Here is a 17,940-nt window from a genome sequence, read left to right on the forward strand (position 1 = left end):
ATCAATATTTTGTGTCTAAACTCCTCTCATCGGGCCAGCGGTTATCCCTCTACATATCAAGCGTCATTCGCGGTATGTCGGTTTATACCTCATCTAGATCAAGTAGCAATTACGGGTGTTGAACTTTGCAGATAGGGGCGGTTTGTAGTTAAAAGTTCATCCCGTTGTCAACATGCCACAAGATATACCTGTGACTGTTTTTCTTAAAAGAGGTAAATCATTTCTTTTCATCGCCTCAATCTGGATAAGGTTCAAAGGATGAACCAAGGTTGATCTTAATTGAATACTTTCCCCAAGCCAGGGTTGATGAAAACAAAAATCAGTTTCACCAGTTATTTGCTGGAAGAATTGAACGGTTGATTCCAGTTCTGATTGAAATGGTTTGAGATATTTATTAGAGCCAGTTAATTGACATAAGTACTGTTCCCAGATTGGGAGGTATACTTTGGAAAGGGTTACGCCTACTTGTTTTATAAAAGCAGCGAAAAGAGAGTTTTCTGTATAAAGCACCTTAAGCTTATTTTTTTCAAGGTTATTAAGCTCTAGCCAGGTTGAGCCAAGACCCCACCACGTTGGGAAAAGAAGTCGTGTTTGAGTCCAACATAAAATCCAAGGGATGGCTCGAAGCTTTCTTTGATCGGGCCCTGATTTACGTTTGGTTGGCCGTGAACCAATTTTCAACTCAGTCAAAAAATGATATGGAGAGGCCTGTTCAATTGTGGGCCAAAACCATTCGCTTTGAATCAGGTCTTTATATTTCTGACTGACTTTATTCGAAAATACCACCAACTCCTCGGGATAACCATTATCTATGTTGTTTTCTTTTTGTGAATAGATATCAATAAATTTGTCAACCTGACTTTTGAGTATGGAACTCGAACCAAAGAGTCTTGCAACCATCTCTCCTTGTATCGTCACTTTATAATGAGTCATCATTTCTTTAGACCAGGAGGCCGTTTGTTCTTTGATATCCCCGCCTCCTCGCTCAATACTGCCGCCCGAGCCATGAAAAAAAATAGGCTTAAGGTTTTTTCTTTCTAGGGTAGACTGAATACTTTTTAAACTTTTAGCAATCATAACCCGGGAAGGTAAAACGCCATTTTCTTTGGACGAGTCTGAATAGCCCAGCATGACTTCATAATTTCCACCCCACTGTTGAAGATGCTTCTGTCTAATATCTTCAGTAATCGAGTGATTTAAGATTGTATCAGCGCTGGTCAGCGCAAGTTGGTTTTCAAACAAGGGGACGACAGGTAAGGCGTAACTTTTAAAAACATGTTTTACTAGGTTAATGCCATTTTTTATATCTTCAGCAGATTCAACCATGCTGAGAATAAAACCGCGGATGTAATTTTTGGGCTCTGCCCCTTGGGTAATCGAGTAAACCTGCTCCAGCATCTTGATAATCGTGGTTTTTTTTATACAGGTTAAACTTTCTTTTACAACCCCTGAATCTTCCCTGAGTTCTAGGGGTATAACCAGTCCGGGATAAAGTTGAAAAATACTGAAAATAATGGAAAATTGTTCGGGTTTGAAATTCAAAAATTGTAAAGTATTTTTTTGTAACGAAGCTAATTCTTCTTTGAATACAGATACTTTTTCGTGATCCCGTGGTTTTATTTTCCTGAGTTCCTGCGCTTTTTGAGCACTCTGTTTGATTTGATTTGTCAAAGTTTTGTCTTTGTCTAAAGCGGTGGAGAGTTTGACAATTTCTAGTACTTCTTGCAGAGATTCTTGAATGTAGGTTATAAAAAAAGAGCGAGAAAGTTCGAGACTCCTAACCATGATTTTTTCATTAACACCAGAGTGTCCATCTTTATCCCCGCCTACCCAAGTACGTAATTGGATAGGAATGCCTTGAGTTAAAAAGGAATGATACAGTTCAACATTAAGAGGATTAAGAGCGTATTGATAGATATAGCGCGCCTCGTCTTCTACGCTTGGTTTTTCGTGATAGGAAATATTAATTTGCAGTGAGATTTTAAGCATTTGATCTAAATGAGTCTCATTCATTAGATAGGGGGATTTAAGTACTTCAACCAGATAATCCCTAATTGCTTTAAACAGTTTTAAAAATTCATTGGTTCGCGCTTCTGTGGGATGTGCAGTTAAGACATAATGAATACCTTGAGGCTTCTCAGAAAAGACTTTTTCCTTTCTTTGATTAATACGAAAAATCCGGTAGGCACTTTCACAAGCATTGATGAGCTCCATCATGAGGGAAAACCCATGTGCAATTTGATAAAGCTGCTTTCCTTTTAGCGTGGAAAGCTCCATTTGCAGACTGTGAAGTGCCTTTCTTAGTGCACCGGTGCCACTGCCAATAGTATCTTGCATGGACAGTCGAATTTGCTCAATTTGTTCATAGGTCTCCTTCCCATAAACTTCTGCAATGGATTTTCCCAACCGAGTAAGGGACCATGAAACCATGTGGCTCAGTTCCCTTGGCAAATGGGAGACATTTTGTTTCATCGGTAACTCCGTGTAATAAAAGGATCTAAATAGTTCCATTCTGCAATCCGTCACGCATCATCTAATTCGATTCTAGGCGCCATTAAAAGAGCTTCCTCAACTGGTTAAAACACGTTTAATCTAAATGCCCATTAAAGAAAAATCTTAAAATGTTCAAATATACTTATACTGGAAAATAGTTTGTTTTACTAATCTCTCTGTCAAAGAAATGCAATTACCCAAAGCAAATTACCTATCAATTTTTTACGTTTTTATGAGTGTCTGGTGAGTTTATTTGAATGGCTTGGGCAGAAGTGATGGTACTGCCCCTTTTAAATCCTTAATTTTAATTTAAATGCTCGCAACCCGAGTCTGGGCTGTTAAAGCCCGGACTTAGCGCACCTCGGCCATTGCATCAGTTATTTCTGAATTTATTTTAGCTAGCTCCATCAATAAAAGAGGTTGCAATTTTTTCTGATAAAGCTTTTTCACAAAAAAAATTCAAAAGTAAATTAACTTTTTGTTCATCCGCCAGGGACTTGGGAAAAATTGCGTAAAGATTAATATCGGGAGACGATTCGTGAGGTAACACTGGGATTAAGGTTTCATTTTTTATTTCTTCATAAACTGAAAAATAAGGGGCCCATAGAAGCCCTACATCTGCAACGGCCGCCTGTTTTAAAACGGCTGCATTATTGCTTTTAAAATTTCCGGAGACAGGAATAATTTTTTTATTAAAAACCCATTTATTTTGAAGACCATAAAGCGAATTAATCAAACAATTATGCTTTGGTAAGTCATCGATCGTTTGAGGTGTTCCATGTTGCGCAAGATAACCCGGTGCGGCAAAGACACTCCGTTGGATCGAAAATAATTTTTTGCAAACCAGTTTAGAATGCTTCAGATCTTCAAATGAAATAGCTAGATCAAATGTAGAGGAATAAAGTTCTTTTATATCAGAGCCTACGATAACATCTAGCTCAATCTTAGGGAATTGTCGCATGAATTCAATAGATAATGAGGTTAAATAGGGAATGGCTGGGGTAACGGTAAGATAGAGTTTAATTGTGCCAATAAGTTCGACCTGAGCTGGTGTCGCAATTCCCTTTACTAACTCCAACTGCTCGAAAAGTTTCAATGCCTTTTCATACAGCTGATGCCCTGATTCAGTGACAACTAAGCGTGTTGTAGAGCGAATCAATAGGGTAACTTTTAATTCCTCCTCCAACCAAGTTATTTGCTTACTCAATTTAGAGGGAGATATATATAATTTCTGAGCGGCTTTTGAAAAACTTTTACAGTCAACTGTTGCAATAAAGCCTTTCAAACACGATAAGATATTCATATTTAATTTAATTTTAAATTTAATTCTTTCTAAGTGTATAGACCTATATGATTGTTTTGTAAATTCACATCTAATAACTCAGCGAGGGGAAGCTCCTATTGCTTCTGAAAATGATTAAAGATATCAATATGATATAATTTTGCCCCCGTAACTGTTTTTATATTTATTGTTTAAAAGCTATGCCTAATCCTATTTGTTTTATTAATCCAACTTTAACCAAAAATATCCCTACTGTTGAAGCACTTATGAATTCAGTACATGGGGGGATCTAGGATTAGTAGAGGCCTATAAAGTTTATTGTGTGCCCAGTCAACTGGTGAGGATATACGCTTCGTACTTTCACCTGTTTTTTATTCAAAACAGTCGCTCCAGCGAATGGTTGTATCTTCATAAATTATAAAGAAGGACAAATAATCAGAAATCTCAAGTTTACAAAAACGTAGAATAATTGTATTTTCCGCTGGGATTCTTACGGTACACGATTTGAATCGAATGATCCTATACGCATCCATGGAAAAGTGGGTCACAAAGCGTATTTCTTTATTTTTATTCATGAGGTTTAATATGAAATTGTTTCGAATGATATTGCTAGGCTTTTTATTTTCTACTGCCCTAATTACTCATGCTGCGGCTGTTCCGACGGAAGATTATGATTTTCAACAAGAGCGAATGAAGCTTACGCCTGATTCTGTGATGGTTATTTCAACGTTTGATAGTCAAGATCATGTTACTGCCTATACCTATGCTGGAGTCCGTTTATGGAATGTCCCTTTCCACGCTAAAATATTATCATGGCAAATTGCAGGAGATTACGTTTTTGTTTTTTCAAAAGATCGCAAAGGAACAAAAACTTATATTACCTGCCTAAACCGACATACCGGAGCCCCAATTTGGCAAAAGCCTTAAGGCTTTAGTTCACCTGCTCTTTCATGTACCTTTTGAGAAAGTAATGGCAAATGCTCTGTCTATAAATCCTTATTTCTATAGAGCCCATTGTTCCATTCATTGCTCTCTATAGTCATGGTTTTCTTGAGTGTCATTCCCGCTTAGGCGGGAATACGTCCCTCCAATTAATTTCCTATTTGAGCTACGGATTCCGGCTGCGCAGGAATGCCTTAAATTTATGGAGGGTAAGAGATAGATGATGCTCGTTAGAGTAAAATAGGTTTGTATTTATTTAAAGATTTATGTATAAGCATTTCTTTTTTAACGTAAACAAGAGAAATAATATGCCAAAAACAATAAAAAATAATTGTCCTGGAGATGAAAACGCTTATGTTGAATTTGACAGTGGTTCAAAGATTTTTCGCGCAGTAGTACAAGATGTGGAATTTTTTGACACTCCAACAGCCTTAACTCATGTGAAAGTGGATTTTAATCGCGATGAAGCGAGGGTGGAGTTAAGTTTTGTTATTTCAGATAATCAATCCGTAGCAAAAAATCAAGCAAGTGAATTTCAAAATTTAGTAGGAAAATTAAACGCTACAAGCTTTTTAAATCAATTTTACCTTTCTCGAACCGACTTTTTTCAAAAACAATGCAAACATTTTGTCGGCTTGACTTCTAATGCCTCCAGTGAGAAGAAAAGCTCCATCACAAATCCCCATGAAAGCAATAGCCACAATGGAAATTTTGCATTTTAATTTTAAATTAGAATAGGTTGTTTTGATCAACGTTAGAATTTTGACAATAGTGGTTGAGTCAAACGACTCAACCACTAATGAGCCATTACTTTCTTGGTGGAATCATTTTCAATAACTAAGTTTTGAGTATAAAGACTAGGTTTTCGGGTTAATATAGCAAAACCAAACACCAGCAGGCTAAAGAGTAATAAATACACTAAATCCCAATACGGAGGGATAATATGTTTGCCCCCGTAATTACCAAGATAAGAGAAAATACCTAGACCAACAAGATACAATATAAACCACAGGGCTTGTTTAACATCCAATTCACGGTTCTCTTTCTTTTTTATAAAACAATAAAAAACGGTCCATCCTAGTCCCAGAAGCGTGATTACCAATAGTTTTCGCACGCTGTTGAACCCGGCCCAATAAACACCAACTGTGCAAACATAAAACCCGATAAAAGCAATAAGATTGCAACTCGGTAATTGAAAAGGTCGTTTATAGTTTGGTAATTGTTTACGTAAACAAATAAGTGCGATAGGCCCGATGGAATAACTAACCATTAATACCGCCACAAGAAAAGCGGACATTTCCTGCCATCCATGTAATACAAGTGACATTATCGCAGCAAGAACAAAGTTCACGCCTAAACTCACCCACGGTACTTGGTACTTATTGCGTTTGGCAAGGAGTTTAGGTGTATGCACAACCGAGCTCATACTGCTTAACATATGAGCTGCTGTCGTTGAATACACCAGACCAGTTGAATAAGGTGATATGAACGCATCAATGTACAATAAAATACTCAACCATACTATGCCGGCTAGAGCAGCTAGAGCCGCGAATGGTCCTGCGTCTCCTATAAACGATAAATTCATCCAGCCCTTTGCAAGTGAAGGACCACTAACACTGCCTATAAAAGCCCATTGTAAGCCTGTGTAAAGTAACGTTGTAAATAACAATGAACCACACAAAATCAACGGAATGTATTGGCCTGGTTTCTCAAGCTCGCCCATCATGATCACCACTTGCCTAAATCCCAATAAAGAGAAAAGTACACCACCACTTGACATCGCAGCCATAATCCCCTGCCAACCGTAAGGCATGAAACCACCATATTGAAAAAAATTACCTGGGTGATAACTCATGGTTACTAAGCTTGCGATGGTGAGTACGGGGATTATTATCTTCCAGACCGTAAATGCTGCATTAATGCGGGCAAATAAACCAATTCCAAAATAATTGAACAAAACAAAACTCATTAATACTATTAAGGACAGTAGATAGCCTAAGGGAGTATTTTTATAATTAACCCCATGCTGCATTACTAGACCGGGGATATAATTACTGGCGTATTGAATGACTCCTTGGGTTTCAATTACCGGCAGGATGGCTAACGAAAACCAGGTCATGCTGTTCACGAGCGCACTTGTTAAACGCCCATGAGTATATAAAGACAAGCAGGCCAAGCTATCGGACTGCGGAAACATCGTACCTAACTCAGCATAGGATAAGGCCACAAATAAAAGTAAAAACCCTGCAATTGGCCAGGCAATAATGGCAGCCGGGCCAGCAAAATGAGCTGAATATAAAGAACCGAATAACCATCCAGAACCTACCATGCTGGTAATAGAAATCCAAAGTAAACTCAGTGGGGTTAAATTATTCTTCATCTGAATTTCCATGTCCTTATGGTTGATGCAAGCAACTTCAGCTCTACGAGCATAAGTAATTAATTGTAAACAGAAATTTCCAGGTTACCAACTATAAAAATAAACGAGAGTGCCCTTTCGTTCCTTATAAAGATCTGAGAGGGGGACCTTGTGATGATGATCACCCAAGGCTCAAATGAGTTAGCCCTGACAAACTTTATGAAAATGAATCAGAGAAATACGGAATGTGAGCCCAAATCAAAACTAAAACATGCACGAGAATTTTAGTAGAACAGACAAAAAACATAGAGTCATTATTTCAACTATCCACTCATTTGGAAATTATTACTTTCCAAATGAGTATATTCTCAAAATTTACAAATTGTTTAAAATAAGACCATTTGATAATGAATTAGGATTTGATATGAGAAATCGGACAGCGGCGCAAAACTTTCTTACTCGAGTGGAACAATTTATTACCCCTCAATCAAATCCGCAAATTATGAAACAATTATTCTCTGCACTGGGTCTAAATGAACTGACCACGACCAATGAAGAATATAAATTTTTTATTCAAACAATTAAAAAACGAGCAATTGATCTGAATCCCCTAATCTCAAAAATCAAAGAAGGTATATTAAATAATGAGTCCGTATGTAGATTACTGGCCTATATCGAAAAACATGAATTAATCAATGATGCAGAACTCCAAAACGCGGCTTCGACGATCCAGTTACAGATCAATTTACTATGCCTTTTAGAAGCGATCACCATTACTATGGCTAATAGTAACGATTTTGCTCATGACATGTATAACCATATGATGAAGCAGAGGGGAAGCGGGCCAACAGGTAATCCTTTTTACAACCTATTAATTGGAATCCCTTCACGGGCAACTTTATTCGAACGTTTAAAACTGATTTCGATAGATCCTGGTGTAACAAGTATCATATTTCATCGACTGATGGAAACCAATCCTGAAACTCCCGAAGATCTTCAGGATTTTGTAAATCAAAAACATTTGTCTGGATGGAATGCCGATATCGAACTTGCTAATATGGATGTTGCATCAACCAGCACACTCCCCGCAATGGCTGTTAATATTTTAGAAGCAGTATGGGAAGACGCTACAGGCCACAACAAAAATACCAGTGGTATGTTGAATGCCCAAGCAGGTTTAGGACTAATTGGTTTAATGGAAGAAAAAGAATACACAACTTCTTTTAAACTTGCTGAAACCACCTTACCTCAAGGAACTACGATTGCATCAGATTTAAGCTATTCACTGATACCCGAACTGAAAGTAGATAACTCAGTAAAAAAAGTATCCCAGTTTCATATCGATAAGGAATGGATGAATTTATACAATAGTTGGAATTTATTGTTTGTAATTGCAAATATTGATCCTGTATTCGTACCCATTAAATTGTTAATACCTAGTGTTTTTTCTGCCGAGGCATCCAATTACAAGGAAACGAGAGTACTCGCCTTATTCCTGGTAGCGAATCTCTTTTTAAATGAGCAGACTTCAAGCAATCCGCTTTTCACTAATAATTATTTTTTTCAAAACGGAACTGCAATTCTGAAAAAATGGGGTGAAATTAATAAAAATCATTCGAATGAATTATTGCAACAGTTATCTCCCCAAAAGGGCAATGACTCTCAGGTCTTATATAATCAAGTTCTTGGGGAGCATCCTACTGTAAACTTTGGATTAAAACTTCTATCTTACTTTCAAGATTCACATCAGTTTAGACTCACTAAAAAAGCAAAAGAAAATACATTAAATAATTATTCTTTTTTCTTAGGTAATGCAGAGTCTAGGAATCCTGTAAAACCTGTGAATTTAGATACTCCGAAGCCAGTGTTGGGATAAATTAATTAAGATTTATTAGTAATGATTAAAAATAGGAATTATTGTGTATAGTCCATGCGAATATGTTGCACCCTCGTTGGATAAAACAAAAGACAACAAATACAAAAAATTTGTGCGAGAAATAACAGAAAATTATAACTCTCGTTCTTTTGCGGAAAAATTAGAGAAGTTTTTTGCTGCTTCCACAGAAAGAAATCCACCGCGAGTAGCCTCGCTTCCTGATTTGTTAAAGACGAACTTTATTGTAGGCGAAACCCACCATGATCGCGCTCCTAAGAATTTTTTAATTGAAAATATGCGCATTCTAAAGGCAGCAGGTTATACTACTTTATTCCTGGAACATCTATATTACGATGATCAGCAAGAGCTTGATGAGTACGATCCGGACTGGTTCTGTAACTCAGAAAAATATCAGCGAACTGAAGCTCGTATCGAACGTTTAAATGATGATTTTTCCTACCCTCTGGAAGTAAGAGCTGCTCATGATGAATCTTGCCATTGCCGACAATGTACTTATTTGGAAAAGAATCATTTTTTACAACTGGTCAAGGCGGCCAAACGTTGTGGAATCCGTGTGGTAGGAATTGATACGGAGTATACTTATTCGGAACAATATAATGAGCGGCATAAAGAATATGCTTATGGCGGTCCAACAACTGTAAATAAGGATTCGTTTCGCGAAAGAAGTATGAATTATACTGCCGCCAAAATTATAGAGAAAGAAACCCAAGAGCATACTGGGAAATGGTTCGCTTTAATGGGAGAATATCACTGCTATTCATCAGAAGAATTTAGTGGTGTACCCCAGCTTACAGGAGCTACAACGGCTCTTGTAAGTACGGACAAAAAATTGGATAAAATAAAAGTACAATTCGATGGAGTTGCGTCTTCCGAGGAGTCCATAGAATTTGGGAGTAATTTGACGCGAATAGTAAAGGTTCCTTACGGTGTCAATATTCAGACACCTCTTTTCAAATCCATTCCAGCTATTAAAAGCCCGGTAGTTCAGACTATGGATTCCCGAAAGGAAGAAGAAAAAGAGCAATTACGAAGAGAGTTTCCTCGCCGCTGTGCAGCTCAAATTAAACGTTTGGATTCCCTCTCAAAAATATTTAACAATCCCCATGCGAGGGAGAAAAAGAGAATTCTTGAATCAGCGCAAAAAATCTTGAATAATGAGAACTTAAGTGTAAGCGATAGATTCACTGCATTTCATACATTTATTAATGACAACCGGGCTATTTTAACCAGACCTCATAGTACGATCCCCAAAGATGTGATGAAGGGATTGCTGGTTTTTGTTGTTTCCACACTTTTAGTGGTTCCGGGTATTTTGCTTGGCATGCGCTTTTTTAGTTCGCATCGCTCCACTACTATAGAAGAAGAAATAGTAAAACCATTAAATGATCTCACGTTATAGAAGATGTAAGTCTTTGTAAAGGAGCCCAACAAGCGCATTTTTTTGCCATTAGATTCCTCCCAATTAAATTATCCCCTCTCCTCAACTTTATAGAATCATGATATGATCTCAATTTAACCAAATTGCTTTTTTAGAGGGTTGATTTGCAAGGTAAACGAGAACCACAAGCTTATGTTGATGCTTTAAGAAAGGGTGATTACGTCTTTGCAGCTATCGGTTTAAGCAAACTAATGTATGCTAAATATCAGCCATTAAGTAATAGGGTTCTGTTTGCGGATGATGTCACCCCTTTATTGACTAATTTATTTGCGGAAACAGACCTTTCTATTAACGACTTACCACTTATCCAATTCGGAATATTATATAATCAGGCATCCAATGAGTCAGAGGTTACCTATTATTTGACTCAAATGATGGCATCTGCCGCAGAGCTATTAAGTCATGAAGAATGGTTAAGAGAACAAGAAGGTAATCGAAATAAATCACCTAAAGATATTCGTCAATTAGTTAGGGATGAAATAACTGAAGCTTTTAAAAAACAAAATGGACTTCAGGAAGCTGAACGAATAACTGAAGGAAAAATGGGTATGGATCCGGGTGTTTTGGTTGCAAAAGAAACAACGTACAAAAAGACATGGGCATACGCTGTTAATCATTTAATAAATGAAAATAATGTTCTAATACGAGAAACCGGAAAAATACTACTTGATCGTCTCGACGAAGTAGGAGCTGAAATAGAAGAATTAGATCGAAAAGCTGTTTCCAAAGAAGGCGATAAAGAAATAGTAAGATTATGGCGAGAAACTCGGAAACATCAAAGAGAAGTAGAGGATCAACTTTCGATACTGATGGTTCAGCCGAAAGAGTTCCATGCAAACAAAGCTTTATCTTGGGTGATGGATCAAGATTTTTTGTACGAGGTAAAACAGCAAACTGAAGCCTATTTAAACTTTTTAAATAACAATCCTGTTGACGAACCAGAGAAACATAAAGGATTGTTAAAAACTTATGATGCACGTAAATATGCTACAGCAATGATGCTTACAGCCATTAAAACAGCTTTTTTAAGACCACCTCAAGCAACATTGGCCATTTTACAAGATAATGCTAAAAAAATTGAAAATAACCGTCCTGGCTTTTGGGAATTAGGTATTGTTGCTTGGATAATTGATCATTTCATTAAGAAATCCGAGATGACAAAAATAACCGACATGACTTTAAAGTTAACTAAAGATGAGATAAAAAAACTAGGAACTAATAATTTTTTTTACAAAAAAGCGCATCATGAAACCATATCTGAAAGGAGCGGACCTGAAGTCGTGATGAGGAGACTCCAAGTTAAGAATTAACAAGTCGACGTCGAGCCCTTAGCCCGACGTCCCCTGGTTAATAACAAGCATTTTTAAAAAACCAGTCTTCAATAAAATAACTCAACTCGCTTTAAGTAAATTCAAAACTTTTAATCTGCTCATTAAGATTCGGTTTTCCCTTCACAGTTATTTCCTTTTCCTGAAAAAAATGGTGAACGTTTTTTTTTGCAAATTGGCTTTTTAGGAAGGACTCTATACTTGAAAAGAATGCTTCTGGAACATCTGATTCCATTGAATGGTCGGCTTGGGGAAATATAATAAATTGATTGTCTGGGATCTTGCTCGCCATGAGTTCGGAATGTTTTTTGTCGGTAATCCAATCTTCTTCGCCCACAAGGATGAGTGTTTTACAGGCTATTTCATGTAAGCGATCTTCATAATCAAATGTCCTTAAAAAACCTCCAAATCCTTGATTCAAAGGTTCATGAGCAAAGATATAATCAGGAGCTGGTCGAGTCACGGGGATATGATGTCTTTTTTTCCAGGAATACATAGAATCCATAATATCAAAAAATTTATCTAATTCTTCATCACTGCTAAAACTGCCTTCCCATAACTGTTCACAGGCTTTTTGTTGCTCTAAGTTTCCTCTATTTTTGACATTTAAGCGTGCTGTATCAAGGTTTCTAAAACTTGGAGAGCCTGCTGCCAGCACCAGATTGGAAACATGGCTGGGGTAGGCAAGTGTATATCCTAATGCACACATTGCTCCATAAGACTTACCCAATAAAATGATTTTATCCAGCTTGAGATAGGTACGAATTTCTTCAACATCCAGAATATAATTTTCCATAGTATATAAGGACGGGTCGTGTTTATCGCTTAATCCACATCCTCTGGGATCGATAAAAACCATTGTTCCAATAGTGGCAAGACATTCATAATCTTTGTAATGAGAGTGATTCGCACCTGGTCCACCAGGCAGCATAAAAATGTAGGGCTTTTTATCGAGATGGTTTTCATTTTCACTCACTATCTTGATATGCAAACGAGTTGGGGGTGCATTATCTCGCGCAGGAATATCAATAAATAAATCCTTACACCACATGTATTTCTCCTGAGTATTTTTACAGACCATCTTTAAATTAACTTGTAATCAGATTTCAAACAGCCAAGTAGATTTAGGTTGTAGACCCAAGCTATTTCTTAGAAAAAATACCATAGAACAATCAGAAAGTAATCTTGTATTTACTATAGTTTGTCGGGCAACGACCCCGACAAACTCGGTAAAATATGAGACAGAAAACCAGTTGTATAGGGGTCCTAAAACAATCTCAGTCTTCAAACAAACCTCTTTTGAACTCCTTTAGAATCTGATTCCTTACTTATCTCTACCTCTTCTTTTGATGTCTTAGCTAATTCTTCTTTATTATTCCCCTTAAATATAGACAAGTTAATAAGACTGCTTTCTTCTTTAGGATTTTTCTTGTCTGTGATGACATCTTTAATAAGGCGGGCTATTTGCTCATTATTTTTTAAAATATTCCATGCTTCACTATCGTTGTAGAGTGCTTGAGCTAATTGAGGATAGTTTGGAAGGAATTCTAAAGTAAAGGAATGAAATAAGGACTTATCATCAGTTGCTGCTCGTTCAATGAATAGAGTGGCTAGTGTTCTTAGTAAAGAATGGTGTTCCGGGGACAATAATCCTGTTCTCTTGATTGCGAATAAAACAGCTATTAATTCGTCAGAACCAATTAAAGTTCTTAAATCACGAAGTATTAGAAAAAGAAGGTGAAAATAGGATTCTGATTTCTTAAAAAACGTATGAGCTAGGGATTCCACGAACTTATTCAAAGCTTCTTTCGATAAATCCTGTTTGGAATGATAGTGTAGAAGAAGCGTTGTTAAATGCTCTGGGGCAATATATTGTGAGATCTCAAAATTCCGAATAATGGGTAGAAGAGTTTGTTGGTTATCATCTGCATAACTAGGACTACTAATAAGTAATTGATTGAGTTCATCAATCGCAGGAGGAAAACCCACTTTTGCTGCACACAGGACTGAAGACAGATCACTGTTTTTCCCTTTGCATTTTACTTGATACTGATTTTGATACCATGCAACAAGGTTAGAGTTTTCTATTGCTGCAAATTTCAACAATAGAGGAGATAATTTAGTTATATCTTTATCATGCCAATAGACTACTGCCGCTAAAGCGACTGCAGGCACCTTCATAATTAATTCTTCGAATACATCAAAAGCCGCTTGATCATTTGTGCGAACCAGTTGCATGAGTGTCTCAATGGCTTCCTTTTGCTTTTCACCAGTGTGTTCTAAAATCATCGTTTTGACTTGCAGTACCTGCAATTCTTTTTGGAGACCTTGAATTTCCTTATTTCGTATACCCGAAGCAATATCTAAATAATGGTGCGCTTTACTAAAGTTTCCTGTATTAGAATAATAAGAAGCAAGCTCTTTTGCTACTTCAATCATATTTTCTATGTTCTTATCCGTATCATTTTGACTACATAGTGCATCCAAAGTTTCAACTGCCTCAGGCATCCTTTGTTTCACCGCCTGTAAAAGATAATTAACCCCTCGTCTCAAATAATAACTAACTTCCTGCCGGGCACCAGGTTTTGCATCAGGACGCATCGCTTTGATTTTCAATGCCATTGCGTAATGACAGGTTAACTTACCTAATTCACTTAGAAAAACCGAATTTTTCTTGTCTATGAGTTCCTCCGCTTTTTGTTTGCACGGACCTTCTGTGAGAAAAAAATATCGATAAATTTTTATAAAATCATCAGGCTTATTGGAAATAAAATGCATTAAATTAAATGTTTCAGGCATGTGTTCATTATCATTAGGGGTAATTCCCAGGGCTTCAAAAATTTTGAGGTACACGCGTGCTTGTAGAGTGGGTGAGGTTGCACCACTACCACTCAATAATAAGAAAAGGTACATTATTTCAAGACGACTTAATGATTCCGACTTTTCTTGCTTATTGTTATTGTTGGTAACTTCTCCTTCAATATCAAAAAATTGGTGCCCTTGATCATATAAAAATTGTGTCATTATGGCCGCACCTTCCAAATAACACTTAAGGGACAAGGAATCGGGGTGGGTGATTTGACGCCCATAATATGCCTCAATCAATGCCTTTAAAAGGATATTAAATTTTTTATAAGGACTAATTTTTTTTAGATGAGTTACTTTGGAGTCTACAGGATTTAAGTTTTGAATCGCTTTGATTAAATCCTTTTGACTTATTTCTAGATTTTGCTTTAGCGTGGAGAGCATGTTATGAAGAGAAGACTGGCCATCTGGCTTTAATAGTTTCATGCTATTTTCAAGCATCTCAATCTCAGCTTGCAATTCGTTAACTATTTTTTTAAGAGTAGTTACCTGCCCATTTGTAATCTCGTTGATTTGCGTTCCTTGTATAAAAGAAAGGAGTTGTGGTTTAGGGTCCTTTTCTAATTCAGCGAATTCTGCAAGGACATCAAAATCAGAAATAGATAACTTTTCGAACTCTTGAATCAGTAACTCAAGTTGCTTGATAAACTCCTCGGGTTTTTCTTGTAAGAAAGTCTGTAAGAAATTAGTCAAATATTCAGTAGTATACTGGCCAGCTCCCTTTAGTAAAGTCATTAAATCAAGAGAAGAAATACGATCAAAAGGGATATCCAATCCCAACGCTTCATTTAACGCGTTTTTTACTTCTGGAGGATAATTCGTATCTTGGCTTTTACTAAATCCATCAGAACTGAATATGTTTTCATAAATGTTGTCCCAATAAGTTGGACCGCTCTCCCCATCAATCCAAAACCATATATATCCATTAGATACACCAATTACTGTTGCGAGTCCTTTTGGAGACATAACCCTATCTAAAAAATAGGTTCCAAAAGGTTCGGTTGCTATCTGGCTAATCTCGAAGGAAATTAGTTTCTTGGATTTAGAAGAGATTTTGATCGTTGATACAGGCTTAATAGAATTTAAAATTTCAATTTTTTTCTGCACAATTTCACCTTGATTACTAAGATTTAGGAAAGGACATTTTTTGGCATATTAAAACAAAAAATTCAAAACGAGAACAGATACTTTATATAAAAATCATATTGATCAACAAATCCCCAGAAGGGTTTTAAATTGAAAAGTAAATTATGAAGAAAAAATGGTAATTTTCGCGCACGATGGAGTGTGCGCGCGAAAAAAAATTTTACTTGACTGGGAAGCGGTGATTTACTTGTTCTGAAAGGTTATCATGGAGTACGTTTCTGCTGTATAATATGGTTCTTCATCCACTTTGTATTCTTTGGCTAACTCTGCTGCCGTTTTATGATCAATGCATGCTATCCCAAGTTTTTTACATAGAAGCACAATCTCACCTGGCTCAAAAAATGTCTTGAAAGGGGATTTTTTATTAGCAAACTCATCTAAAGTTTTTTCTAAGCATTGTTCTTTCGCAGTGGAGTCTAATTGTTTTGCGCCAGTTTGCATCAGAGTATGCATGTAGTCGAAGGTAATGGTTAAATGGCTAAATTTACTTGATAAATCACGTAAAATTCGTATTACTTCTTCTTTTTCGAGATAAAAAGTATTTCCTTCCCATAAAATTAAAGTTGGCTTTGTGAATTCAATATCATTGTTTGCTAACTCAGCGATTAAATCCCCCTTAACATAGTCTAAACCAATATACGTGGCATTTTTATTAATACTTTGTTCGGAATAAACTTGTTCCTTGCATTTTAAAATTTGCGGATGGTCAATTTCAAAAAATCGTGCACCGAATTGTTGAGTATATTTCATTTTACGAGCGGGTAGGGTATCAAAGCCGCTTCCTAAAATGATGATTTGTGTAACCTCTTTGTTTTTGACTGCATCGGATACGGTACGTCTAAAAAAACGGGTGCGGGTAGCTAACGGCAACCACATTCTTTTATCTAAACGTTGTTCGGCTTCTTCTTTAACTTGCTCGCTCACGAAGTTTTGCATCAGAGGATCTTTAAATAAATCTTTTTCTCTTGTGCCTTGTTTTTGGGTTAATGCCGGCCAATTTTCTTTAGATTTAGCCTCTTTTTTCCAATAATTCGCTAATAGGGAAGTGGTTGCAACATTATTATCTTTTAAGATTTTTTCACGCATAAAGGGACTTTCTCTTATTTTAATAATTCATCTATAATCGGGCGCACGCCTGAATAATAAGCGGCATGATCGGCGTCTAAATATACAATATTATCGGTAACTTCTCTACTCATCCTTAGCTGATCACTTAGGAGTAAAACTTTATCATTTCGGCAAACTAAAGAACGTTTCGGAATGCAAGTATAGTGTGCGCCAACAGGGACTGGTTCGGTAAACGGACGTAAAGGTTGAGGTTGTAACCGAACCATTGCTTTTTGGGCATCCTGCGGGCGACAACAGTTAAACATTATATTGGCTAAATTCGAGGAATACTGAAGGCGAATTTCTTGTAATGTTTCATCAATGATCAAAAAAGGAGTAAGATTATTTGATTCGGATTCTTGCGCCAATGAAAACAGAGATTTATGGTTTTGCGGAACATAGGCTGCGACAAAAATGAGTTCACGAATAGCATTAGGAATAATCTCAGCAACCGCTGCAATGACTAAACCTGCCATACTGTGGCCAACCAAAGTGACCCGTTCGGGTTGTTGCTGAATCAAACTAACAACACTTTGCACATAGTGATTAAAATATATAGAGCTGCTTAGTTGATTGTTTATACCATGACCCGGCAAATCTGGCATCAATACCTTATGCCCTTTGGAGAGGAGCTCTTTTGCAATACGCCTCCAACACCAAGAAGCATGCCAGGCACCATGGATAAAGATAAAAGTTTGTGAACGTCGCATAAAACGGGACTTAGTTAATGATGATCAATTTAATGGTCATTTTATGAAAATTGAATTATTAAATAAAAGCTTTATTTCAAATTAATGAAGTGACCTTAGATTTTGAAATTTAAATTCTCTAGCCTAGGCCCAAAACTATTAATAATAAATTAATGTTGAACTGATATAATAAAATGGTAGCGATATCTCCTAGGTTATAAATCAATTTCTATCGCTACACCCTCCCTATTTTCATATCAACTTACTCCTGCATAATTTTTTTATTCTAATCGCCCAAAAAAAGATTTATTTTTTAAAGACCTATGCTATTTTACTTACCCGTTGAGGACTATATTTTCAGAAAAGAATATCTACCTCGCTGTACTATTCTGAC

At 36.7% G+C, this 17,940-nt stretch carries 12 protein-coding genes; 5 read left to right on the forward strand and 7 right to left on the reverse strand.

Going from position 1 to position 17,940, the window contains the following annotated elements; all coding sequences use genetic code 11:
- Nucleotides 1–156 precede the first annotated feature (156 nt).
- Both HBNCFIEN_RS02515 and HBNCFIEN_RS02520 read right to left on the reverse strand, forming a co-directional pair.
- Nucleotides 157–2,472 (reverse strand): phosphoenolpyruvate carboxylase, encoded by a 2,316-nt coding sequence (locus HBNCFIEN_RS02515; protein ID WP_182392579.1) that lies wholly within the window; start codon nt 2,470–2,472, stop codon nt 157–159.
- Between the two features lie 415 nt (nt 2,473–2,887).
- Entirely contained in the window at nt 2,888–3,796 is a 909-nt protein-coding gene (locus HBNCFIEN_RS02520; protein ID WP_182392580.1) for a LysR family transcriptional regulator, read from the reverse strand.
- 564 nt (nt 3,797–4,360) lie between these two features.
- Between HBNCFIEN_RS02520 and HBNCFIEN_RS02525 the strand changes: the two genes are divergently transcribed.
- On the forward strand, nt 4,361–4,702 hold the full coding sequence (locus HBNCFIEN_RS02525; protein ID WP_182392581.1) for a hypothetical protein: 342 nt from the start codon (nt 4,361–4,363) through the stop codon (nt 4,700–4,702).
- Nucleotides 4,703–5,025: 323 nt separating this feature from the next.
- Nucleotides 5,026–5,439 carry a hypothetical protein gene (locus tag HBNCFIEN_RS02530; protein ID WP_182392582.1) on the forward strand — a complete coding sequence of 138 codons (414 nt, stop codon included), beginning with the start codon at nt 5,026–5,028 and terminating at the stop codon, nt 5,437–5,439.
- 74 nt (nt 5,440–5,513) lie between these two features.
- On the opposite strand, the gene HBNCFIEN_RS02535 is transcribed toward HBNCFIEN_RS02530, so the two are convergent.
- Nucleotides 5,514–7,097: an APC family permease gene (locus tag HBNCFIEN_RS02535; protein WP_182392583.1), complete on the reverse strand. Its 1,584-nt coding sequence runs from the start codon at nt 7,095–7,097 to the stop codon at nt 5,514–5,516.
- A gap of 403 nt (nt 7,098–7,500) precedes the next feature.
- Here HBNCFIEN_RS02535 and HBNCFIEN_RS02540 point away from each other — a divergent pair, with 403 nt between their 5' ends.
- The 3 genes from HBNCFIEN_RS02540 to HBNCFIEN_RS02550 all read left to right on the forward strand — a co-directional run bounded on the left by HBNCFIEN_RS02540 (nt 7,501) and on the right by HBNCFIEN_RS02550 (nt 11,721).
- Complete coding sequence (locus HBNCFIEN_RS02540) at nt 7,501–8,952, forward strand: symporter (RefSeq protein WP_182392584.1); 1,452 nt, start codon at nt 7,501–7,503, stop codon at nt 8,950–8,952.
- Between the two features lie 43 nt (nt 8,953–8,995).
- Nucleotides 8,996–10,372: a membrane-targeted effector domain-containing toxin gene (locus HBNCFIEN_RS02545; RefSeq protein ID WP_182392585.1), complete on the forward strand. Its 1,377-nt coding sequence runs from the start codon at nt 8,996–8,998 to the stop codon at nt 10,370–10,372.
- A 143-nt stretch (nt 10,373–10,515) separates the two neighbouring features.
- Nucleotides 10,516–11,721 carry a hypothetical protein gene (locus HBNCFIEN_RS02550; protein WP_182392586.1) on the forward strand — a complete coding sequence of 402 codons (1,206 nt, stop codon included), beginning with the start codon at nt 10,516–10,518 and terminating at the stop codon, nt 11,719–11,721.
- Between the two features lie 91 nt (nt 11,722–11,812).
- Here the strand turns inward: HBNCFIEN_RS02550 and HBNCFIEN_RS02555 are convergent, their stop codons facing one another.
- The 4 genes from HBNCFIEN_RS02555 to HBNCFIEN_RS02570 all read right to left on the reverse strand — a co-directional run bounded on the left by HBNCFIEN_RS02555 (nt 11,813) and on the right by HBNCFIEN_RS02570 (nt 17,567).
- On the reverse strand, nt 11,813–12,790 hold the full coding sequence (locus HBNCFIEN_RS02555) for an alpha/beta fold hydrolase (RefSeq protein WP_182392587.1): 978 nt from the start codon (nt 12,788–12,790) through the stop codon (nt 11,813–11,815).
- 233 nt (nt 12,791–13,023) lie between these two features.
- Nucleotides 13,024–15,711, reverse strand: a complete 2,688-nt coding sequence (locus HBNCFIEN_RS02560) for a hypothetical protein (RefSeq protein WP_182392588.1) — start codon at nt 15,709–15,711, stop codon at nt 13,024–13,026.
- Between the two features lie 222 nt (nt 15,712–15,933).
- Complete coding sequence (locus tag HBNCFIEN_RS02565; protein WP_182392589.1) at nt 15,934–16,836, reverse strand: class I SAM-dependent methyltransferase; 903 nt, start codon at nt 16,834–16,836, stop codon at nt 15,934–15,936.
- Nucleotides 16,837–16,850: 14 nt separating this feature from the next.
- Nucleotides 16,851–17,567 carry an alpha/beta hydrolase gene (locus HBNCFIEN_RS02570; RefSeq protein ID WP_182392590.1) on the reverse strand — a complete coding sequence of 239 codons (717 nt, stop codon included), beginning with the start codon at nt 17,565–17,567 and terminating at the stop codon, nt 16,851–16,853.
- Nucleotides 17,568–17,940 lie beyond the last annotated feature (373 nt).

The organism is Legionella sp. PC997, assembly GCF_014109825.1.
GTDB lineage: Bacteria > Pseudomonadota > Gammaproteobacteria > Legionellales > Legionellaceae > Legionella.